The 21,875-nt window shown below is 64.5% G+C and carries 17 protein-coding genes and 1 pseudogene; 7 read left to right on the top strand and 11 right to left on the bottom strand.

Annotation, left to right across the window (positions count from 1 at the left end; genetic code table 11):
* Nucleotides 1–3: 3 nt before the first annotated feature.
* Nucleotides 4–1,100, bottom strand: a pseudogene (locus HAP54_RS15170) (ISAs1 family transposase).
* A gap of 429 nt (nucleotides 1,101–1,529) precedes the next feature.
* Here HAP54_RS15170 and HAP54_RS15165 point away from each other — a divergent pair.
* A complete protein-coding gene (locus HAP54_RS15165; protein WP_166301217.1) occupies nucleotides 1,530–2,756 on the top strand; it encodes an ABC transporter substrate-binding protein in 1,227 nt (408 codons plus the stop codon).
* A 230-nt stretch (nucleotides 2,757–2,986) separates the two neighbouring features.
* On the opposite strand, the gene HAP54_RS15160 is transcribed toward HAP54_RS15165, so the two are convergent.
* A complete protein-coding gene (locus tag HAP54_RS15160) occupies nucleotides 2,987–3,412 on the bottom strand; it encodes a DUF1330 domain-containing protein (protein ID WP_166301214.1) in 426 nt (141 codons plus the stop codon).
* A 138-nt stretch (nucleotides 3,413–3,550) separates the two neighbouring features.
* Between HAP54_RS15160 and HAP54_RS15155 the strand changes: the two genes are divergently transcribed.
* Nucleotides 3,551–5,797, top strand: a complete 2,247-nt coding sequence (locus tag HAP54_RS15155) for a transglycosylase domain-containing protein (protein WP_166301211.1) — start codon at nucleotides 3,551–3,553, stop codon at nucleotides 5,795–5,797.
* 159 nt (nucleotides 5,798–5,956) lie between these two features.
* On the opposite strand, the gene HAP54_RS15150 is transcribed toward HAP54_RS15155, so the two are convergent.
* From HAP54_RS15150 to HAP54_RS15135, 4 genes are all read right to left on the bottom strand, one after another.
* Nucleotides 5,957–6,796 (bottom strand): M48 family metallopeptidase, encoded by an 840-nt coding sequence (locus HAP54_RS15150; protein ID WP_166301208.1) that lies wholly within the window; start codon nucleotides 6,794–6,796, stop codon nucleotides 5,957–5,959.
* A gap of 200 nt (nucleotides 6,797–6,996) precedes the next feature.
* Entirely contained in the window at nucleotides 6,997–8,325 is a 1,329-nt protein-coding gene (locus tag HAP54_RS15145; protein WP_166301205.1) for a polyhydroxyalkanoate depolymerase, read from the bottom strand.
* A gap of 125 nt (nucleotides 8,326–8,450) precedes the next feature.
* A complete protein-coding gene (locus HAP54_RS15140) occupies nucleotides 8,451–9,275 on the bottom strand; it encodes an ABC transporter permease (protein ID WP_029079493.1) in 825 nt (274 codons plus the stop codon).
* A complete protein-coding gene (locus HAP54_RS15135; protein ID WP_166307893.1) occupies nucleotides 9,272–10,084 on the bottom strand; it encodes an ABC transporter ATP-binding protein in 813 nt (270 codons plus the stop codon). Before HAP54_RS15135 ends, HAP54_RS15140 begins: the two co-directional genes overlap by 4 nt.
* A gap of 106 nt (nucleotides 10,085–10,190) precedes the next feature.
* Here HAP54_RS15135 and HAP54_RS15130 point away from each other — a divergent pair, with 106 nt between their 5' ends.
* Together HAP54_RS15130 and HAP54_RS15125 are read left to right on the top strand one after the other, a co-directional pair.
* Nucleotides 10,191–11,510 (top strand): ActS/PrrB/RegB family redox-sensitive histidine kinase, encoded by a 1,320-nt coding sequence (locus tag HAP54_RS15130; protein ID WP_166301202.1) that lies wholly within the window; start codon nucleotides 10,191–10,193, stop codon nucleotides 11,508–11,510.
* Between the two features lie 119 nt (nucleotides 11,511–11,629).
* Nucleotides 11,630–12,184: an ActR/PrrA/RegA family redox response regulator transcription factor gene (locus HAP54_RS15125; RefSeq protein ID WP_029079490.1), complete on the top strand. Its 555-nt coding sequence runs from the start codon at nucleotides 11,630–11,632 to the stop codon at nucleotides 12,182–12,184.
* A gap of 295 nt (nucleotides 12,185–12,479) precedes the next feature.
* On the opposite strand, the gene HAP54_RS15120 is transcribed toward HAP54_RS15125, so the two are convergent.
* Nucleotides 12,480–12,962 (bottom strand): MmcB family DNA repair protein, encoded by a 483-nt coding sequence (locus HAP54_RS15120; protein WP_166307890.1) that lies wholly within the window; start codon nucleotides 12,960–12,962, stop codon nucleotides 12,480–12,482.
* Nucleotides 12,963–13,110: 148 nt separating this feature from the next.
* Here HAP54_RS15120 and HAP54_RS15115 point away from each other — a divergent pair, with 148 nt between their 5' ends.
* The gene (locus HAP54_RS15115) at nucleotides 13,111–14,229 is read left to right on the top strand and encodes a vWA domain-containing protein (protein WP_166301199.1); all 1,119 of its coding nucleotides are present in this window, start codon (nucleotides 13,111–13,113) and stop codon (nucleotides 14,227–14,229) included.
* A 227-nt stretch (nucleotides 14,230–14,456) separates the two neighbouring features.
* On the opposite strand, the gene HAP54_RS15110 is transcribed toward HAP54_RS15115, so the two are convergent.
* Both HAP54_RS15110 and HAP54_RS15105 read right to left on the bottom strand, forming a co-directional pair.
* Nucleotides 14,457–16,067 carry an alpha-amylase family glycosyl hydrolase gene (locus tag HAP54_RS15110; RefSeq protein ID WP_166301196.1) on the bottom strand — a complete coding sequence of 537 codons (1,611 nt, stop codon included), beginning with the start codon at nucleotides 16,065–16,067 and terminating at the stop codon, nucleotides 14,457–14,459.
* Nucleotides 16,068–16,168: 101 nt separating this feature from the next.
* Nucleotides 16,169–16,981, bottom strand: a complete 813-nt coding sequence (locus tag HAP54_RS15105) for an RMD1 family protein (RefSeq protein ID WP_166301192.1) — start codon at nucleotides 16,979–16,981, stop codon at nucleotides 16,169–16,171.
* 174 nt (nucleotides 16,982–17,155) lie between these two features.
* Here HAP54_RS15105 and HAP54_RS15100 point away from each other — a divergent pair, with 174 nt between their 5' ends.
* Nucleotides 17,156–17,824 carry an MBL fold metallo-hydrolase gene (locus HAP54_RS15100; RefSeq protein ID WP_166301189.1) on the top strand — a complete coding sequence of 223 codons (669 nt, stop codon included), beginning with the start codon at nucleotides 17,156–17,158 and terminating at the stop codon, nucleotides 17,822–17,824.
* A gap of 18 nt (nucleotides 17,825–17,842) precedes the next feature.
* Here HAP54_RS15100 and HAP54_RS15095 read toward each other — a convergent pair whose 3' ends face one another.
* Nucleotides 17,843–19,024, bottom strand: a complete 1,182-nt coding sequence (locus HAP54_RS15095; protein WP_166301186.1) for a PHB depolymerase family esterase — start codon at nucleotides 19,022–19,024, stop codon at nucleotides 17,843–17,845.
* A 209-nt stretch (nucleotides 19,025–19,233) separates the two neighbouring features.
* Nucleotides 19,234–20,640 carry an MFS transporter gene (locus tag HAP54_RS15090; protein WP_166301183.1) on the bottom strand — a complete coding sequence of 469 codons (1,407 nt, stop codon included), beginning with the start codon at nucleotides 20,638–20,640 and terminating at the stop codon, nucleotides 19,234–19,236.
* 192 nt (nucleotides 20,641–20,832) lie between these two features.
* On the opposite strand from HAP54_RS15090, the gene HAP54_RS15085 reads away from it, so the two are divergent.
* Nucleotides 20,833–21,804 (top strand): formylglycine-generating enzyme family protein, encoded by a 972-nt coding sequence (locus HAP54_RS15085; RefSeq protein ID WP_166301180.1) that lies wholly within the window; start codon nucleotides 20,833–20,835, stop codon nucleotides 21,802–21,804.
* Nucleotides 21,805–21,875 lie beyond the last annotated feature (71 nt).

The following is a 21,875-nucleotide window of genomic DNA, read 5'->3' as shown; positions in this document are numbered from 1 at the left end:
GGGCTATCGCATATGGCTGAGAACCTGCATGAGGAAGGCCTCGTCCCAGCCTGCGCGTCTGATCTTGAGGTTGATGGACTTGCGATCGGGGTGGGCTCGCAGGATGTTGAGGGCAAGGCGTCGGAGAATGGCGAGATTCTCCGGTGCGTGGTCCTTGCGGGAGCGGTTGCGATCCTCGGCAAAATGGACGTCGAGCACCCAATGCAGCCGGTTCTCAACGGCCCAGTGACTGCGGGTGACGTCAAGCAGCCGCTTGGCAGAGATATATCTGGACAGCAGATAGTAACGTACGACCGGCGGATCGGCGCGCTGGTCACGCAGCGCCGGCGCGAGGTGACGCGGCCCACGGCCGCCACGCCGGGGAAGCGTTCAGCCAGGGTCGTGTTGCGCATGACGGTCGCACGTCGCGCCTCGCTGCGATCATGGGCCGGGCGGTCGGTCTGCTGGACGGTGCTGCGCTGCCCCGATCGCGCAAACTGCTGCGTCACCGCCTTGAACAAGAGGCCACGGTTCGCCTTGATCGTCAGAACATAATGTCCGCCCCGATCAAGCACCGCTGCAGCAAATCCGCGGTGGCAATGCAGGGCATCGGCGGTCACAGTGCAGTCTTCAAGGGAGAGAAGATCCAGCACCTCCAAGGCGCCCGCCGTCTCGTTGCGCCCCGGCGCTTTTTGTTGCGCCAGAGCCATGCGTGCTTCGACTGCGAAGACGTTGACCAGATGCAGTGGCGTTGCCCGTCCGCCGCGTTCATAGGCACGCCGCAGAGCTTTGCCATCGACCGCAATCACGCCGGTAAGCTTGAGCCCATTGGCCTTGGCAAACGCCGCCATGAAGCGGCGGAAGGCGAACTCAAAGGCCTGCGGCTTGAGCAGACGGAACACCCGACTGAACGTATCGTGGCTGGGGATGCCGTGCTCCAGCTTCAGGAAGAGGCGCAACAAGCCTTCCTTGGACCGTCCAAACTCCTCCATCTCCGCGCAGCTGCCGGCTCCGCACAGAACCGCCGCCAGCGCGATGAACAGAACTTCCAGCAGTTCGTGGCTCGCATTGCCTGCGCGCGGGTCCGGCAAGCGCCCAAACGCCCTTCTGAACTTCCGCATCCGACTCCCTCCAGAATCCGGGAGTCGTCTTCAGAATCCTTCTTGCCTTCCAACGCAATAGCTAGCCAAAACCCATATGCGATTCCCCTGCGCTTGCGGGGGAGGGTTGGGGTGGGGGTCTCTCCACGAGTCACGTGGCGGAAAGAGCCCCCACCCGGATTGCATCTTCGATGCAATCCGACCTCCCCCGCAAGCGGGAGAGGTGAAGGAAAGGAGCACCGACTAGCGCAGCGCTTCTCCGCGGCCCACCCGCCTTTTCGCATCGCCCCCTACTTTCGTTGACTGAAATCGCTCACCTTTTCGGCGCCGCTCGTCTTGCGTTGCAGCAAGCGTTCCGCCAGTATCCGGTCCAAGCGATGGCGACCGCGGGACTTGAACCTGCGGACAAGATCATCGGCCAACCATCAGTCACGTGAGGGAAACAGCATTATGAGGAACCGGATTTTACGTCTGGTCACGGGAACGGCGCTCGCAGTCGCGCTGTCTGTAACGTCGGCCTCCGCGCAGAAGAAATACGACACCGGCGCGAGCGATACCGAGATCAAGGTCGGCCAGACCGTACCCTTCAGTGGCCCGGCCTCTGCCTACGCCACCATCGGCAAGGCCCAGGCCGCCTACATCAAGATGATCAACGATCAGGGCGGCGTGAACGGCCGCAAGATCAACCTGATCCAGTATGACGACGCCTATTCGCCGCCGAAAGCGGTCGAGCAGGTGCGCAAGCTCGTCGAGAGCGACGAGGTGCTGCTGACCTTCCAGATCATCGGCACGCCGTCGAACGCCGCCGTGCAGAAATACCTGAACGGCAAGAAGGTGCCGCAGCTGTTCGCCGCCACCGGCGCCTCGAAGTTCACCGACCCGAAGAACTTCCCCTGGACGCTCGGCTTTAACCCGAACTATTTCAGCGAAGGCCGCATCTACGGCCAGTACATCCTGAAGGAGTATCCGAACGCCAAGATCGGCGTGCTCTATCAGAACGACGACCTCGGCAAGGACTATCTGAACGGCATCAAGGCCGGCCTCGGCGACAAGGCGGCGAAGATGATCGTGGCCGAAGCCTCCTATGAGGTGTCCGACCCGACCATCGATTCGCAGATCCTCAAGATCAAGGATGCCGGCGCGGACCTGTTCTTCTCGGCCTCGACGCCGAAGCAGGCCGCGCAGGCGATCAAGAAGATCGCCGAACTCGGCTGGAAGCCGGTGCACATTCTCGACATCAACGCCACCTCAGTCGGCGCGGTGATGAAACCGGCCGGACTCGAGGCCTCCAAGGGCGTGATCAGCGTCAGCTACGGCAAGGACCCGCTCGATCCGACCTGGAAGGACGATCCGGGCATGAAGCGCTACTTCGACATGATGGCGAAATACTATCCGGACGGCGATAAGGATTCGAGCTTCAACGGCTACGGCTATTCCACTGCGCAGCTGTTGGTTCACGTGCTCAAGCAGTGCGGCGACGACCTGACCCGCGAGAACGTGCTGAAGCAGGCGACCAACCTGAAGAATGTCGAGCTCGACCTCGCGCTGCCCGGTATCAAGGGCAACACCACGCCAGACGACTACCGCGTCAACAAGCAGCTGCAGATGATGAAGTTCAACGGCGAGCGCTGGGAGCTGTTCGGCCCGATCCTCGAGGACGCCGGCCCAACGGGCTAGCGCTTCGCGCAGGTTTGAGATGCAATCGGCGGCCTCCGGGCCGCCGATTTTGTTTTCGCGGTCTATGCAGGCTCTACCACCGTCACCCTGAGGAGCGCGCTCTTGCGCGCGTCTCGAAGGGTCGACGGCCACCAGCGGGGCCGTACATCCTTCGAGGCTCGCCCAGCGGTGCAAGCGCACCGCAAGGCTCGCACCTCAGGATGACGGGGCTTCCATTGCGCTTCGCTGCGCTACTTCGGAATCTCGCCAAACGTCTTCCCCACCGGCAGCACCGCGTGGCGGATCAGCCGCGAATCCTCGACGCCGGCCTGGCGGTGCTTCACCGCCTCGCGATAGACGGGATCGCGGATCATTTCGACGAAGGCTGCGACATCAGGATACTCGGCGATGAAGCAATGGTCCCAGCGTTCCTCTTGCGGGCCGATCAGCATCAGCTCGAAGCGGCCCTGCCAGACGATGCGGCCGCCGAGCCGCTCGAACACCGGGCCGCTCTCGCGGCCGTAGGCGGCATAGGCTTCGGCGCCGGTCGCCTTGCGGCCGTCGGGATAGGCGGCCCATTCGCGCAGCCGCACCAGATTGAGCATGTGGATCGGACCCGGCCGGTTGTTGTCCCGGAATTGCGCAAACACTTCTTTTGTTGGATCGATATGGCCCATGCGGTGCTCCCTGATTCTTTGTTCCATCCTTATTTAGCAACGCGCCGCCTCACCTCCTAATCCCCCGTTAAGCTTTGCGTAACCGCCCCTTAAACTGGGAACGCTAGCGTGCCCGCGGTCAGGGTGTGAGCGTTGCGGATGGCGTGGGGACGTAAAAAAGGCGGTGCGCGCAAGGAGCCGCTGTTCGGGCTTCCGGCCGCGCTTGCCGACCTCAGACTGTCGCCGTCCGACCGCATTCCCGGCGGCGGCGACGACAAGCCCGCCAAATCCAAGCCCAAAAGCAGCGACAAGAGCAGCGATTCCGGTAGCGAGAAGCCGCGCCCGTCGCGCAGCGGCAGCAAGCGGCGGAGCAAGTCGCGCGGCTTCGGCATCGGCAGGCTGTTCTATTGGACCGCGGTGCTCGGCTTGTGGGCCGGCATTGCGGTGATCGGTGTCGTGGTGTGGGTCGGCGCGCATCTGCCGCCGATCCAGTCCCTGGAAATTCCCAAGCGCCCGCCGACCATCCAGATCGTCGGCATCGACGGCAGCGTGCTGGCGCAGCGCGGCGAAATGGCCGGCGCCAATATCGCGTTGAAGGATCTGCCGCCCTATCTGCCGAAGGCGTTCATCGCCATTGAAGATCGCCGCTTCTATTCGCATTACGGCGTGGACCCGGTCGGCATCCTGCGCGCCGCGGTGACCAACATCCTGCATCGTGGCGTCTCGCAGGGCGGCTCGACCTTGACGCAGCAGCTCGCCAAGAACCTGTTCCTGACCCAGGAGCGCACCATGCAGCGCAAGCTGCAGGAGGCCGAGCTCGCGCTGTGGCTCGAACGCAAGCATTCCAAGAACGAGATCCTCGAGCTCTACCTCAACCGCGTCTATTTCGGGTCCGGCGCCTATGGCGTCGAGGCTGCCGCGCAGCGCTATTTCGGCAAGTCGGCGAAGAACGTGACGCTGCCGGAAGCTGCGATGCTCGCGGGCCTCGTCAAGTCGCCGTCGCGGCTGGCGCCGAACCGCAACCCTGAGGGCGCGGAGCAGCGCGCGCAAATCGTGCTCGCGGCGATGGCCGACGCCAAGTTCATCACCGAGGCGCAAGCCAAGGCCTCGATTGGGCAGCCCTCGATCGCGGTGAAGCCGGCCGGCGCCGGCACCGTGAACTACGTCGCCGACTGGATCGGCGAAGTGCTCGACGATCTGGTCGGCCAGATCGACCAGGACATCGTGGTGCAGACCACGATCGATCCGAAGCTGCAGAACGTCGCGGAAGCCGCCGTCATCGACGAACTCGCCGCCAAGAGCGTGAAGTTCAATGTCAGCCAGGGTGCGCTGGTGGCGATGACGCCCGACGGCGCGGTGCGCGCCATGGTCGGCGGCCGGAACTATGCCGAAAGCCAGTACAATCGCGCCGTCACCGCGAAGCGGCAGCCCGGCTCGGCGTTCAAGCCGTTCGTCTATCTCACCGCGGTCGAGGCGGGGCTGACGCCGGACACGATCCGCACCGACGCGCCGCTCGACATCAAGGGCTGGAAGCCAGAGAACTACACCCACGAATATTTCGGCTCGGTGACCTTGACCCAGGCGCTGGCGATGTCGCTGAACACGGTCGCAGTGCGGCTCGGCGTCGAGGTCGGCGCCAAGAACGTGGTGCGCACCGCGCACCGGCTCGGCATCTCCTCGAAGCTCGAGCCCAACGTCTCGATCGCGCTCGGCACTTCGGAAGTGTCCGTGATCGAGCTGGTCGGCGCATATGCGCCGTTCGCCAATGGCGGCTACAGCGTCTCGCCGCATGTGGTGACCAAGATCCGCACCAGCACGGGCAAGCTGCTCTATGACCGCCCGGCCGATCCGCCCAACCAGGTGATCGAGCCGCGCTATGATGCGATGATGAACAGCATGATGCGCGAGACGCTGATCTCGGGCACCGCGCGCAAGGCGGAAATCCCGGGCTGGACCGCCGCCGGCAAGACCGGCACCAGCCAGGATTACCGCGACGCCTGGTTCATCGGCTACACCGCCAAGCTCGTCACCGGCGTCTGGCTCGGCAATGACGACAATTCGCCGACCAAGAAGGCAACCGGCGGCGGCCTGCCGGTCGAAGTGTGGACCCGCTTCATGAAATCAGCGCTTCAGGGCGTGCCGGTCGCGGCAATCCCGAACTCGCAAGGCAGCTGGGCGCCGGCGAACCTGATGCAGATTTCGTCGCAGATCACCGCGCCGTCGGGACCGATGCAGATCCAACCGCAGACGCAGGCACCGCCGCCGGCGCCGGTCCCATCCGGCAGCGGCTATTACCGCCCGCCCCCGCCGACGCCGGCACGCGCGTCGGTGCCACCCAACCCGAACGCGCGGCCGGAGGCTGCGGCGGGACTCGATGGCTGGCTGGCCGATCGGTTGTTTCGATAGCCGCTAGCCAGGCAGGTCGCATCACACTCCGACTGTCATCCCCGCGAATGCGGGGATCCAGTACGCCGCGGCCTATCGGCTCAATGACATATGCCTCTGAAATACTGGATCGCCCGCTTTCGCGGGCGATGACAGCAAAGGTGGCGGAGACAGCGTCGCCTACTCCTGAATCCCGTAGCGGTGCAGGTCGTTGCCGTGGGTGTCGAGCCAGTTCTTGGCGCGCGTGACCGAGGCGCAGACCTTGTCGACCACCCGCCAGAACCGCGCCGAGTGGTTCATCTCGACGAGATGGGCGACCTCGTGCGCGGCGAGGTAATCGAGCACGAAGGGCGGTGCCAGAATCAGCCGCCACGAGAACGACAGCGAACCGGCCGAGGTGCACGAGCCCCAGCGGCTGGACTGATCGCGGATCGAGATCCGGCGGACCCGCACGCCGAGTTCCGCGGCGTGCAGCTGCGCTGACTTCTGCAGATCCTTGCGCGCCTCGCGCTTGAGGAAGTCATGCACCCGGCGATCCATGTGCTCGACGCCGCCGGCGACGCACAGGATCTTCTCTCCGCTGTCGCGCGTCTCGGTCCACACCGTGCCGCGCTCGCCCGAGCGATGCACCAGCCGATGCGGCACGCCGCGCAGCGGCACCACCGTGCCGGGCTGGAACGGTGCGGCCTTCGGCAAGCGGCCGAGACGGGCGGCGATCCAGCCGCCATGGAGATTGGCGAACTCCTTGGCTTCGACAATCGTGCCGCGCGGCGGCATCGTCAGGATCGCTTCACGATCGGTCGGATGTATCCTGAGCGTATAGCGGCGCGCGCGCCTGTGCCGTCGCAGCCTGACGGTGAAGAACTGGGAGCCGTGTCTGACCAATACGGTCGCGGGTTCGGCAGGCCGCCGATAAAGGAGCGCGCGAGTAGCCATTTCTGAGAGTCCGGGGAGCAGGAGTTCGCCCGAACTTTGCCATATCCGCCGCCAGGGAAAGCGCTCGGCGCAAAAACAAATCATTTGCCCAATATACAGGGGCTGGCCGTTAATTGACCTCTACCGGCAGGGGTCGGAACCGGAATTTTTCTGATGAATCAGGCTCGCAAGCAAGGCCCATAGGATGAAACCATATTCATCCCTTGAGCCGCGCCTGATTTGAGATTCTTTTAGTTAAATCAGTAACTTGCGCGACCGCGAAAATCGCGGCCGGGGCGATACTCCTATTCGGCCGCGGCGACCAAAGAAAGCCGCGTATTGGCCGCCGAAACCATGAAATCGGAGATCCGCGGCACGATTTCGGAGCGGAAACGCGATCCGTTGAACACGCCGTAGTGCCCGACGCCCTTCTGCACATAGTGCACGCGGCGATGGTTCGGGATGGCGGTGCAGAGCGCGTGCGTCGCTTCGGTCTGGCCGAGGCCGGAGATGTCGTCCTTCTCGCCTTCCACCGTCATCAGCGCGACGCGGCGGATCTTCGAGGGATCGACCGGCTTGCCGCGATGGGTCATCTCGCCCTTCGGCAGCGCGTGCTTGACGAACACGAGGTCGACGGTCTGCAGGTAATACTCCGCTGTGAGGTCCATCACGGCGAGATATTCGTCATAGAATTCGCGGTGCTTGTCGACGAGGTCGCCGTCACCCTTCACCAGATTGGCGAACAGCGCCTTGTGCGCGTCCATGTGCCGATCCAGGTTCATGCTGATGAAACCGTTGAGCTGCAGGAAGCCCGGATAGACGTCGCGCATCACGCCGGGATGCGGGAACGGCACCTTGGTGATGACATTGTTGCGGAACCACTCGATGCCGCGCTCTTCGGCGAGGTTGTTGACCGCGGTCGGATTGCGCCTGGTGTCGATCGGGCCGCCCATCAGCGTCATCGACAGCGGCACGAACGGATCGTGGTTGGCTTCCATCACGGAGACGGCCGCAACGACCGGCACCGAGGGCTGGCACACCGCAATCACGTGCATGTTGCCGCCGAGTGCGTGCAGCATCTCAATCAGGTAATCGACATAGTCGTCGAGATCGAACCGGCCGGCCGCAAGCGGCACCATGCGCGCATCGGCCCAGTCCGTGATGTAGACTTCATGCGTCGGCAGGAACGCCTCGACCGTGCCGCGCAGCAGTGTCGCATAATGGCCCGACATCGGCGCCACGATCAGCACGCGTGGCTGCGGCGAGCGCAGCGGACGCGTCAGCTTGCGATCGAAATGCAGCAGGCGGCAGAACGGCTTCTCCCAGATCGAGCGAACCTCGACCGGCGTGCGGATGCCGTTGACCTCGGTCGTCGGCAGGTTCCAGTCGGGCTTGCCGTAGCGGCGCGTGGTGCGCTCGAACAGCTCACAGCTGGCCGCGATCGATTTGCCGAACTGGGTGTGGGTCCATGGATTGAGCGGGTTCTGAAACAGGATCTTGGTGGCGTCGGTCACCGCGCGCGCCGGATTGAGCGACGCCTGTGCCATTTCGTACATCCAGTACAGCGGCGTCGTGAGTCCCGGACCGCCTTCCGCCGCTAGTGGCGGGGCACCGCCAAATTCACCGATGGGCATAATATTTCCAGACCCCTGTTTTGCGCCGCAGCATCCTGACGAATGCGTAACAATGCGTCAATCCGCCGCTCACCGAATTTAGGGGCACTATCCTAATACACCGAGATTCCACGGGAAAGTGACATTTATTCACCACCTGACAACAGCGATCCGTTGTGCTTGGCGCTCTGCAAAAGGGCAAGGAAGGTCGCAAAAGAGGCAGCGAACAGGATGGCGTTGATGACCAGCGCCCACGCCATCAGGTCGGCGCGGAAGACGTGATCGATCAAGAGCGAGCGCATGCCTTCGAACACATAGGTCGGCGGCAACGTCCAGGCGACGACTTGCAGCCAGCCCGGCAGCACCTCGACCGGATAGTAGATGCAGGCCAGCGGCATCACCGCGAACATCAGCGTCCAGACGATGCTTTCCGCGCCGAGCCCATTGCGCAGCACGAGGCCGGAGGCGAACACGCCGACCGACCAGCTGGTGAAGATCAGGTTGCAGAAGAACGCGATCAGCGGCAGCCCGATGGCGTAGAAGTTGAAGCCGAAGAAGAACAGCGCCAGCAGCGTCATCGGGATCACGCCGATGGCGAGCCGGATCAGGCTCATGATCATCAGCGAGAGCAGGAATTCGATCGGCTTCAGCGGGCTCATCATCAGGTTGCCGAGATTGCGCGCCCACATCTCCTCCAGGAACGAGATGGAGAAACCGAGCTGGCCGCGGAACAGGATGTCCCACAGGATCACGGCGCCGATCAGCGTGCCGCCGGCTTTGGCGAAGAAACCGGATGACTGCGAGATGTAATTCTGCAGGAAGCCCCAGGTGATGATCTGCAATGCCGGCCAGTAGACCAGCTCCAGCAGCCGCGGCCATGACGACATCAACAGATACCAGTAGCGCAGCACCATCGCATTGATGCGTTGCAATGAAATCCCGCGCTGGTGGTGGCTGACGAGTTCGCTCATGGCGCGCCCTCCCGGACCCGGCCGCGCGCGACATCGAGAAACACCTCTTCCAGCGTGTCGCGGTTGTAGCGCGCCATGATCCTGTCGGGGCTGTCGTCGTCCTGGATCTTGCCGCGTTTCATGATGATGACGCGGTCGCAGAGACGCTCGACCTCCAGCATGTTGTGCGACGCCAGCAGGATGGTCGCGTTATGGGTCTTGCGGTAGGTCTCGAGATGCTGCCGCACCCAGTCGGCGGTATCCGGGTCGAGCGACGCGGTCGGCTCGTCGAGCAGCAACAGGTCCGGCTCGTTGATCAGCGCCTTCGCCAGCGCAACGCGGGTCTTCTGCCCGGCGGACAGCTTGCCATTGGAACGGTCGAGGAATTCGGTGAGATCGAGATCGGCGGCGAGCTGGTCGATCCGCTCGCGCAAATGCTTCACGGCATAGAGGCGCCCGAAGATGGTCAGGTTCTGCCGCACCGTGAGCCGCATCGGCATGTCGACATAGGGGCTCTCGAAATTCATCCGGCCCAGCACGTCATAGCGCTGCTCGGGAATTTTCGCGCCGAGCACTTCGACGCTGCCCGAGGTTGGCAGCACCAGCCCCATGATCATCGCGATTGTCGTGGTCTTGCCGGCTCCGTTGCCGCCGAGCAGTCCGGTGATGCTGCCACGCGCGATGCGGAAGGAAATGCCGTCGACCGCGCGGGTGGCCTTGTAGACCTTGACGAGATGCGCGACGTCGATCGCGGCCGATCCGCCTTGTTCAGCCGCGGGCGCTTCATGAGCCGTGGGCTGTTGCCCCTGACTTGTCTCGCTCTGTTGCATCTGGCCGTTCATTGAGCCATTGCGACAATAAGCGCAAGGCTTGCCCCGCGTCGTTGCGCTAAGTCGCGAATTTGTGCGCCGCCCACGGCACAGCTAAGGTCCCGAGATGACCGACTTCGCTTCCGATTTCCGCCAGCCCCGCCGCTATGTCCGCCTCGATACGATCCTGCGGCTGCGCTGGCTCGCCGCGCTCGGCCAGCTGGTTGCGATCTTCATCGTCGCCCAGGGACTGGAATTCGACGTCCCGATCGTCCCCTGCGTCACCATCGTGACATTCTCGGCGCTGCTCAATCTGGCGCTGCAGATCGCGTTCAACCCGATGCAGCGGCTGGAGCCGGTCTATGCCGCGGCCCTGCTCGCCTTCAATATCGTCGAGCTCGGTGGGCTCCTGTACTTCACCGGCGGGTTGCAGAACCCGTTCTCGTTCCTGTTCCTGGCCCCGGTCCTGATCTCGGCCACGGTGCTGCCGATCCGGCTGACGATCGCGCTCGGCTGCCTTGCGGTCGCCTGTGCCTCGGCGCTGTTCTTCTACCATCTGCCATTGCCCTGGGATGGCGACGATCCGCTGGTGCTGCCGCCGATCTATCTGATCGGCGTCTGGCTCTCGATCCTGCTCGCGATCGGCGTCACCAGCCTTTACGCATTCCAGGTGACCGAGGAGGCGCGTCAGCTCTCCGATGCGCTCGCAGCGACCGAGCTGGTGCTGACGCGCGAACAGCATCTGACCCAGCTCGACGGCCTCGCCGCAGCAGCAGCCCACGAGCTCGGCACGCCGCTGTCGACGATCTTCCTGATCTCGCGCGAACTCGAGAAGACGGTGCATGACCCGGCCATCACTGGCGACCTGAAGACGGTGCGGGAACAGGCGCAGCGCTGCCGCGACATCCTGAGCAAGATCGCGCAATTGTCGTCGAGCGGCGCGCCGTTCGACACCATGAAGCTGTCGACCCTGATCGAGGAGGCGGTGGCACCACATCGCGATTTCGGCATCAACATCAAGGTGCGGCTTGCTGTCGCAGCAACGAGTGAACCGGTCGCGGCACGCAATCCCGCGATCCTCTATGGCGTCGGAAACATTCTCGAAAATGCGGTCGATTTCGCGCACCAGACCGTCGAGGTGAACGCGTGGTGGAACGCTGAAACCATCGAGATCGTCGTTTCCGACGACGGCCCCGGCATCGCGCCTGATATGCTGAGGCGGATCGGCGAGCCGTATTTGTCACGCCGCCGGGGCGCAGATGAGGCCCAAAACGCCCGTGGAGGCTTGGGTCTGGGCGTTTTCATCGCAAGGACGCTGCTGGAACGGACCGGCGCCAAGGTGTCGTTTACCAATCGCACCTTCCCCGATCACGGCGCCGTGGTGCAGATCGTCTGGCCCCGCGAGCGCTTCGAGGAAGCCGCGCCTGGTGACGAAGACGCAGCTTAAGAACGATTCTTAACCGCAACTCTGGCATACCGGATGCAGCCGACGCGACTTTCGGCTGCCTTGGCAGCGCCGCAGTAGGAGCCCATATATTGGGGGTCTGCCACAGGGAAAAATGGACCGTGAACGCCATCACTGAACTGAATGACCATGCTGACCGCTCGCTCCTCATCGTCGAGGACGACAAGCCGTTCCTGGAGCGCCTGTCGCGCGCGATGGAGACGCGCGGCTTTGCGGTGAAGTCATGCGACACGGTGTCTGATGGTCTCGCCGAGATCGGCCGCGCCGCGCCCGCTTTCGCGGTCGTCGATCTCAGGCTTGGCGACGGCAACGGCCTCGACGTCGTCTCGGCGTTGAAGCGCAAGCGTCCCGACGCGCGCGCGATCGTGCTGACCGGCTACGGCAACATCGCCACCGCCGTCACCGCGGTGAAGATGGGCGCCGTCGATTATCTCTCGAAGCCCGCCGACGCCGACGACGTCGTTGCAGCCCTGCTCGCAACCGGCACCGAGAAGTCCGAGCTGCCGGCCAATCCGATGTCGGCGGACCGGGTGCGCTGGGAGCACATCCAGCGCATCTACGAGATGTGCAACCGCAACGTCTCGGAGACCGCGCGCCGCCTCAACATGCACCGCCGCACGCTGCAGCGGATCCTCGCCAAGCGCGCACCGCGCTAAGCGGTTGCTTCACATGCTTTCGCGATGGCCGGGCTCGTCCCGGCCATTTGCTTTTGTAGTGTGGGTAGAGCGAAGCGAAACCCACCAACTCCGCGCCGCGGGGACAAGCGATGGGTTTCGCTTCGCTCTACCCAATCCAGTAAGCTTCGCCGATTGCCGAGGTTTATCACCGTCACCCTGAGGAGCGCGCTCTGCGCGCGTCTCGAAGGGTCGACGGCCACCAGCCGGGCCGATTCATCCTTCGAGGCTCGCTCCGCTCGCGCCTCAGGATGACGGATTAAGATCGTACTCGTCCCTAAAACTCATGCCCCTGCGGATCGACCAGCCGGTTGATGCGCTGCGCCGCGGCCATGGCAAAGCGCACCGTCATCGCCTTGCGCGTGGCGGCCGGCAGGCGGTGCTCCGGCGCCTCGCAATGCTGATGCGCGCCGTAGGCGTCGGCGATGATCAGGCCGGTGTCCACGGGGAAGATCTCACACGGCAGATCCTGCGTGAAGGCGAAGAACAGCCGGTCGCAATGCATCCGGTAGTCCTGCCATTTCTGGTCGGCGCGCAAATCCTCGACCGACGACTTGATCTCGACGATCCAGATCTCACCGCGCTCGTTCAGCGCGACCAGATCGGCGCGGCGGCCGGACGGCAGCGGCAATTCGCTGATGCAGGAAAATCCTAGCGATCTCAGAAGCCTCGCCGTGCCGCGCGCGATCGCAAGCGCGGTGTCCGACTGGCGTCGGTCGGGCGCGGGCACAAGCGCGATCTGGCGGGCGGGCGAGTCCATCTGCCGAGAGTAGCCGATTCCACCGGCCGGCGGCAGCGCCGGAATCGGCCGCAAATTCGCACCCAGGCCGCCGCGATTTCGGCCTCAAGCCACCGCGAAGTCGGTGGAACCTTGGTTCCGAGGGACGAAACCACTGGAGGAGAGACCCATGCGGTCACGCATCTCGCTTCGCTCGCTCGTCTTCGCTCTCGCAACCCTTCCGCTGTCCGCCGGACTGTCCTCGGCCATCGCCAAGCCGGTGGTCGAGGTCGCCTTCGTGCTCGATACCACCGGCTCGATGGGCGGATTGATCGAGGGCGCCAAGCGCAAGATCTGGTCGATCGCCACTGCGATCGTCGATTCCAATCCCGATGCCGACATCCGGATGGGCCTGATCGCCTATCGCGACATCGGCGATGAGTATGTGACCAGGAAGGTCGAGCTGACGCGCGACATCCAGGATCTCTACGCCAATCTGCTGGAATTGAAGGCGCGCGGTGGCGGCGACTGGCCGGAGAGCGTCAACGAAGCGCTCGACGTCGCCGTCAACAAGATGCAATGGACGCAAGGCCGCGACAGCACCCGCATCGTGTTCCTGGTCGGCGACGCCCCGCCGCACATGGACTATGCACGGGACACCAAATACCCGGTCACGCTCGCGGTCGCCAAGCAACGCGACATCATCGTCAACGCCGTGCTCGCCGGCAACGCGCAGGACACCGAACGGGTGTGGCGCGATATCGCGCAGAACGGCAACGGCGAATTCATCCCGATCCCGCAGGATGGCGGCCAGATCGTCACCATCGAGACGCCGTTCGACGAGGACATCATCATCCTGCAGCGCGAGATCAACCGCACTGTGATCCCCTACGGCCCGCGCGCGCTGCAGAAGCGTACCGAATCCAAGACCCAGCAGCTGTCGAGCGTCGCCGCAGCTTCGCCGGCGCGCGCCTCGGAGATGGCGAGCTTCATCAACAAGCGGTCGAAGGCGACCTCGGAGGCGGTCACCGGCGATGGCGACCTGGTCGCCGACGTCGCGGCCGGCCGCAACGATGTGGCGAAGGTCAAGGAGGAGGAGCTGCCCGACAATCTCCGCGCCATGAAACCCGAAGCGCGCAGCGCCGAGATCGACAAGCAGATCACCCAGCGCAAGGCGCTGAACGAGAAGCTCGCCGCGCTGGTCGCCAAGCGCGACAAATACGTCGCCGAGCACCGCAAGAGCGCGCCAAAGGCGTCATCGTTCGATCGCGTGGTCGAGGACACGTTGAAGGCGCAGATCAAGCGGTAGGGCTGGCCATACTCTATCCATTCCCTGCCCCGCTTGCGGGGGAGGGAATGGGTGGGGACTTTCGCCGCGGTGGGAGCGGCGATTGTTTAGGAGGAATATTTCGCGCCCGCGAAGCCAACCGAAGTGTTCGCGATCGACCGTCGAGAGCCCCGTTGCGGAGCGACCCCCACCCCACCCTCCCCCGCAAGCGGGAGAGGGAGCCAGCGAGTGTGCTCACCTCACGAAGGCTACGCGAGATCCAACGGCAACCCCAGGATCACGCCTTCATTCGCGCGCAGCTCGAGCACGCCTTCGACCGTCTCGCCCTGCCGGTCCATCAAGGTCGAGAGCAGGACCTCGTTGTTGAAGCCGATCGCGCTTGAGGAGATCGACGCGGGGGCCGCGCCGAAATTCAGCGCGATCACCGCCACGCCCTCCGCGCTGCGCCGCCGGTAGAGCAGGACATCGCCCTGCGCCGCCGCCGGCTCATAGCTGCCATGGACGAGCTGCGGCAGCGTTCGCCGCAGCGCGATCAGCGCCTTGTAGAGGTTGAGGATCGACGCCGGCTCCGCCTCGAGGCTTGCGACATTGTCGCGGGCGAAATCCTGCGCGAGCGGCAGCCAAGGCCTCGCCGTCGAGAAACCGGCATGGCGCTCAGCGTTCCACTGCATCGGCGTGCGACAGCCGTCGCGGCCGACGCCGATGTCGGGCACGTTCTTCTCGAAGGGATCGCGCACCTGATCCGGCGCGATCGCAACCTGGCGCATGCCGATCTCGTCGCCGTAATAGAGCGTCGGCGTGCCGCGCAAGGTCAGCAGCAGCATCGCCGCGACCGGGGCCTGCGCCGACCCCACCCGGCTCGCCACCCGCGGCCGGTCATGATTGCCGAGCACCCAGTTCGGCCACGCGCCCGGCGGCAGCGCCTTCTCGTAATCGGCGATGATCTGCTCGACCGAGCGCGCGCTCCACAATGTCGATAGCAGCGCGAAATTGAACGGCATCTGCGCGCCGCGCAGATCGTTGCCGTAATAGGCGACCAGCCGGTGCAGCGGCAGATAGATCTCGCCGATCAGCACGCGGTTGTCGAACTCATCGGTGACGCGGCGCATCTCGGTGATAACCGCATGCACCTCGGGCTGATCGGTCGAATACTGCGTCAGCAGTTTCTCGTGCGGCGGGCGGCCCTCGCGATAATGCGGGTTCGGCGGGTTGTCGCGGAATTCGGCGTCCTTGATCAGGTGCCAGATCACGTCGACACGAAAGCCGTCGACGCCCTTGCGCAGCCAGAAGCGCATCACGTCGTAGATCGCCTCCCTGACCTCGCGATTGCGCCAGTTGAGATCGGGCTGCTGGGCGAGGAAGGCGTGATAATAATATTGGCCGGAGGCTTCGTCATACGCCCAGGCGCTGCCGCCGAACTCCGACAACCAGTTGTTGGGCACGCCGCCATCCGGCGCCGGATCGCGCCAGATGTACCAGTCGCGCTTCGGATTATCGCGCGAGCTCTTCGCCTCGATGAACCAGGGATGCTGGTCGGAGGTGTGGTTGGGCACCAGATCGAGGATCAGCTTGAGGCCGCAATCGTGCGCGGCCGCGACCAGCGCGTCGAAATCCTCGATGCTGCCGAACAGCGGGTCGATGCCGGTGTAGTCGGAGATGTCGTAGCCGAAATCGGCCATCGGCGACGGGAAGACCGGCGACAGCCAGATCGCGTCGACGCCAAGCCGCGTCAGGTAGGGCAGCCGCGCGATGATCCCCCTGAGATCGCCGACGCCATCGCCGTCGCTATCCCCGAACGAGCGCGGATAGATCTGATAGAAAATGCCGCGTCGCCACCAGTCCCTGTGGTCCTGACCCATCCCGGCCCCCCTCGCTCGTGGTCCGGCCCCGTGTCCCCGGGGCCGCCCATCGGTTCAGGGATGACGCACAATTCAGTACGGAAAAATGGCGCTGCAGCGCGTCAGTGCCGGGCGACGGCGAGCTGATAGATCGTGATCAGCACCTCGAACAGGATCAGGAAGACGATGATCAGCTCCAGCCGCAGCGAGCGGCTGGTATCGATGATATCGGTCAGCACCTGCGCGGTCTCGGCAACCACCGCAAGCTTGCGGTTGAGCGATTCCGCCCGCTCCTTCAGTTCATACTCGTCCTCGAGCCGGGCATAGAGCCGCTCGAGCTGCGGCTTGTCCCAGAGGATGTCGGGCTTCTCCGACACTTCGACCGGTCCGGCCACGCGATGCCGCACCAACAGCGCGTTGCCGATGTGCTTGAGGATCGCGACGCGGCCGCGATGGACCCGGCCGCCCTTGGCGAGCTCGCGCGCCAACGGCTCGGTCGTGTCGAAGACGGCCCGGACCTCGCGCTCATGCCGCGCCAGCACCACGCTCTTGGCCAGCGCTTCGCCGACCAGGATCAGCCGCTCCGGCGACAGGCTTTGCAGATAGATCGGGCCGCCCGGCGGAATCTGATCCTCCTTCTCGGCGGCGAGCTCGATGATCGCGGTCTCCTCCTCGCGCCTCGTGAATAGGCCGGTCATGCGCGACTGCAGGCTGCGCAGGAATTCATCTTCCTCCAGCGCATTGAGGCCGATCAAGACGACGACTCCGTAACGGAACAGGATCGCCACGCCATTTTCATTGACGCGAAATGCCAGTGGCGTCGTGGCCAGCACGTCGCCGCGCTCGAGGCCGGACGTGTTGATGCGGTCCGCGACGAAGAAGGCGCGGGCGGTGGTCCGGGGTCCGCCGAGCGGCGAGTTGGGAGCCTGGGTCATGGGGTTCCGGACGGCGAGGACTAACTCATGCGCGAGAGCAGCCGCATACCGGCCTGCTCTCGATGTGTGCTGCTGGAGGCGACCTTATCACGGTCCATTTTGGGATCACACGCCGGAGCAGACACGTTTCCGGTGCGTGTTGACGGCGTTTCCCGGTAGCCTATGGTGCCCCCCATGACCGAGACAACCGAGACCAAACCGAAGGCCGGCGCGATCATCGTGCCGGTGACGCTGTTCGAGCAGAACTGCACCATCATCTGGCACGAGCCGACCAAGAAGGCCGTGGTGATCGACCCCGGCGGCGACGTGCCGAAGATCCAGGCAGCTATCAAGCAGACCGGCGTGACGGTCGAGAAGATCTGGCTGACCCACGGCCACATCGACCATGTCGGCGGCGCCGCAGACTTGCGCGATGCGCTGCAGGTCAAGATCGAGGGCCCGCACATCGCCGACAAATATCTGCTCGACAATGTGGTCTCGAGCGGCGAGCGCTTCGGCATCACCGGGGTGCGCAATTTCGGCCCGGATCGCTGGCTCGACGAGGGCGATCAGGTCTCGATTGGCGATCTCACCTTCGACATCCTGCACTGCCCCGGCCATTCGCCGGGCAGCGTGGTGTTCTTCAACAAGGAGCTGCGCTTCGCCCATGTCGGCGACGTGCTGTTTGCCGGCTCGGTCGGGCGCACCGACCTGCCCGGCGGCAGCCATCCGACGCTAATCCAGTCGATCAAGGAGAAGCTGCTGCCGCTCGGCGACGATGTCGGCTTCATCTGCGGCCACGGCGCGGGATCGAGCATCGGCCAGGAGCGGATGACGAACCCGTTCCTGACCGGCGAGATGTAGGCGCGAGGCGCGGATATCTCAGGGCTGTTTCATCAGCCCCGCAGCCGTCAGCGCCCGGGTGATGACGGCGCCGACGTCGACGCTCTTGCCGCTCCGCTTACGCGGCCGGTCGCTCTTGCGGCCGGATGCGACCTCGGGCGCTTCGGCAGGCACCGGTATCGTCATCGAGATCGTGTCGGCGCGTTCAAGCGGGATTCCGGTCGGCGCGATATGCGGCTGACGGACCTTGTCGGTCAGGCCGAAGAAGCTCGCGATGTGATAGGACGAGGAGATACCGGCCTCGATCAGGAACGCGCCTTCCACGCCATAGCGCTCGTCATTGTCGGCGAGCCCGAGCGGCGTGCCATGCGCCATGTCGGTGATGCTGAAGTACTCGACCAGCGTCTCGCCATCGGCGTTCCACCAGACCTCGCGGGGATGACCGTCGACATCCGATTTCGACATCGCAGCCAACGGCAGGCCGTGCACGTCGAGCCACTGCCGGACGATCGCATCGGCATTGGCAGGACTGACGGTACGGTCGGCGCTGCCGTGCCACACCGAAATCTTCGGCCAGGCGCCGCTATGCGTGGACGCGTTGCGGACGAGACCGCCGAGCTCGGGCGCGGACAGCGCGCTCGCATGCATCATCGCATGCAGCGCCTCGCGCAGATCGGTGGCGACGCCGTACGGCAGGCCGGCAATGATGGCGCCGGCCGCGAACACTTCCGGATAGGCCGCGAGCATCACCGAGGCCATCGCGCCGCCGGCGGACAGCCCCGTCACATAGATGCGACGCGGGTCGACCTGATGCGCGCCGACCATATGCGCGATCATCTGCCGGATCGAACAGGCCTCGCCCTGTCCGCGCGCGATGTCTTGCGGATTGAACCAGTTGAAGCAGGTATTGCCGTTGTTGGCGGCCTGCTGCTCCGGCATCAGCAGCGCAAAGCCGTAATGCGCCGCCAGCGCCGACCAGCCGGCACCGAGATCGTAGGACGCGGCGGTCTGGCCGCAGCCATGCAGCACCACGACGAGCGCGGGTGACCGCGCCAGCTGCGCGGGCACGAACGAGAACATCTTAAGATCGCCGGGGTTGACGCCGAATTCGGTCGTCTCGACGAGCGCCGTCGGCACGGCCGGCGCGAGCGCGCCGAGACCGCTGAACGCGTTCATCTTCGGCAGATGACGCAAGAATTCGACGTTGTTGACCAAAGACAACAGCAACTCCTGAGGTGATTTATCCTTCTGGATCACCCGACCAGATAATTGCTGCAGTGCGAAATGAAAAGGCCGTGTGCTGTCTCTCCCTGGGGAAATGTGAGAATCGGCGTTAACGCGTGATCAGATGGTGAAGCGCGATGAATAGTTGCCGTAGCACCTTGTTTGAGCATGAACTTTTCGAAAGAAAGCGCCAAACCTTCGCGGATTCATGCTGTCGCGCGGCGCATCCATGACAGAAATGCGGCTGAAATAATGATCGACAGCACAAACAATGCGCATGCCGCAAACAGCGCCAGACGTGCTGATGTCGCGCTCTCGACGGCGAAGAAGACCGCACCGATCGCGGCGACGCCGGCCGCGTTGCCGATCTGCGTCGTCGTGCCGTACATGCCGGAGCCGGCACCGGCGCTTGCGGGCTTCACGCTCGACAGCACCGCACTCGACAGCGGCGCCATCACCAGCCCCTGACCGTAGCCGAAGATCATCAGCACCAGCGCGAGCAGCAGAGACGGTGGTGCGGCGAGCACCTGAACCGTCGCGACGAGCACGGCAAGTCCCACGATCTGCACGGCGCAGCCCTCGATCAGCACCAGCGTGCCGCGATGCTTGGCGCGCGCCCCGCTGTGACGCGAGGCAACGACGAAGGTCAGCGCCAGCGGCACGAACACCAGGCCGGCCTGCAACGGCGGAATCCGCAAGCCCTTCTGCATGAACATGGTCATGACCAGATAGAAGGAGAGATTTGCGAAGAAGAAGAAAAACACCGCGACCAGGCCGCGTATGAAAGCACCATCCGACAGCAGCGACAGATCGATCAGAGGCATGCCGCCACGGCGCGCGATGCTACGCTCGAGCCGCACGAAGGCCGCGATCACAGCGACGCCCGCCGCGATCACCAGCCACAGCCACGCCGTCCAGTTCAGATCGTGACCGAACAGCAGCGGGCCGATCAGGCATAGCAGGCCCACAAACAGCACGACCGCGCCGGGAATATCCAGCCGGGTGCCGGCGCGGCGCGGCGCGATCGGCATGATCTTCAGCGCGGCCGCGATGATGACGGCGCCGAACGGCACATTGACGAAGAACACCGCGCGCCAGCCGAGGCCCGCGAGATCGAGCGTCACCAGCGCGCCGCCGAGCGCGAATCCGGTCACGCCGGCAAGCCCCAGCACGATGCCGTAGATGCCGAAGGCCCGCGCGCGGGCAGCGTCGGAGAACAACAGATGCAGCGTCGCCAGCACCTGCGGCACCATCAGCGCTGCGGTTGCGCCCTGCGCGAGCCGGGCCAGAATCAGCTCCGGCCCGGATTGCGCGAGACCGCACCACAGCGACGTCGCCGAGAAGCCCGCGACGCCGGCGATGAACACGTCCCTCGCGCCGTATATATCGCCGAGCCGGCCGCCGGTGACCACCAGCGTGGCATAGGCGATCAGGTAGATCGCGATCACCGCCTCGATCTGCGCCGGCGTTGCATGCAGCTCGGCCGCAATCGTCGGGATCGCGACGTTGACGATGAAGGCATCGACGCCGAACATGAATTGCGCTGACACCACGATCGCCAGCACCCACCAGCGGCGGGAGGTCTCCGCCCGCGTCGCGACGATCTGGTGCATGCGCTGTCCTGCCCGAAATGAGGTTGCGGCCGACATCAGCAAATTTTGGTCATCCCTTCGATTACCTCCGAGGTAAGCAACCGTTCACGAGCGGTCGATCTGGCCGTGAACGCGATCGCATCTGGATGCGACCAAGCGGCATCGCTCTCGTTGCAGAGCCTTGGTGCAGAACCTTGGCGCAGAGGATTTGACATGTCTGTCTGCTTTCGGCTGCTGGCCCCGTCGGCCGCGGTCTCGCTCATTCTCGTCTCGTCGTGTTCGATAGCTCTCGCCAAGCCGTCGAAGGCGCGCGAACGCGCTACACCGGCCAAAGTGTCCAACCAGACGCCGCCCGCACCACCGCCGCGCCGATACTTTCCGGACAAACCGATTCAGCCGCTGACGCCGGAGATCGAGGCGCAGCTGCGGCCAATGGACAGCTTCAAGGAATGCACCAGCTGTCCCGAAATGGTGGTGGTGCCTGCGGGCTCGTTCATGATGGGGACGCCGGCCAATGAGCCTGATCGCTTCAAGGGCGAGGACCCGATCCATCGCGTGACCTTCGCAAAGCCGTTCGCAGTTGGCCGCTTCGCCATCAGCTTCGACGATTGGGACGCCTGCCTCGCCGATGGCGGCTGCGGCGGCATCAAGGGTGACGACAAGTTCGGCCGCGGCCGGCTGCCCGCGCAGGGCATCAGTTTCAATGCGGCCAAGCTCTATCTGGCCTGGCTGTCGAAGAAGGTCGGCCGCAGCTACCGGCTGCCGAGCGAATCCGAGCGCGAATACTTCACCCGCGCCGGCACCACGACGCCGTTCTGGTTCGGCAACACGATCACGGCGCAGAACGCCAATTATCAGGCGTCGACACCTTACGGTGGCGGCCCGCATGGGCCTGACAGCAAGGGACCTGCGGTGGTCGATTCCTATCCGCCCAATCCGTTCGGGCTCTACCAGGTGCACGGCAACGTGTTCGAATGGACTGAGGACTGCTTCAACAAGCGCTACAATGAGGACACGCCGACCGACGGCGCGCCCTGGCTCGAAGGCGATTGCAACAGACGCATGGCGCGCGGCGGGAGATGGGACTGGTCCGCCAACATGGTGCGCTCCGGCTATCGCGAGGACGGCCTCGTCGACGGCTACGGCTACAGCTTCCGCGTCGTGCGGACGCTGAACGTGCCCTAGACCCGCGGCCTGTTCCATTGCCGCCGGCCGCGTTGCATTGGCCGACGCCAATTTGCGTTGATGCGCTGGGA

It is taken from the genome of Bradyrhizobium sp. 2S1 (genome assembly GCF_011516625.5).
In the GTDB taxonomy this organism is placed as follows: Bacteria; Pseudomonadota; Alphaproteobacteria; order Rhizobiales; family Xanthobacteraceae; genus Bradyrhizobium; species Bradyrhizobium septentrionale.
Note: the sequence above shows the minus strand (reverse complement) of the source record. Positions and strands in the feature narration are given on the sequence as shown.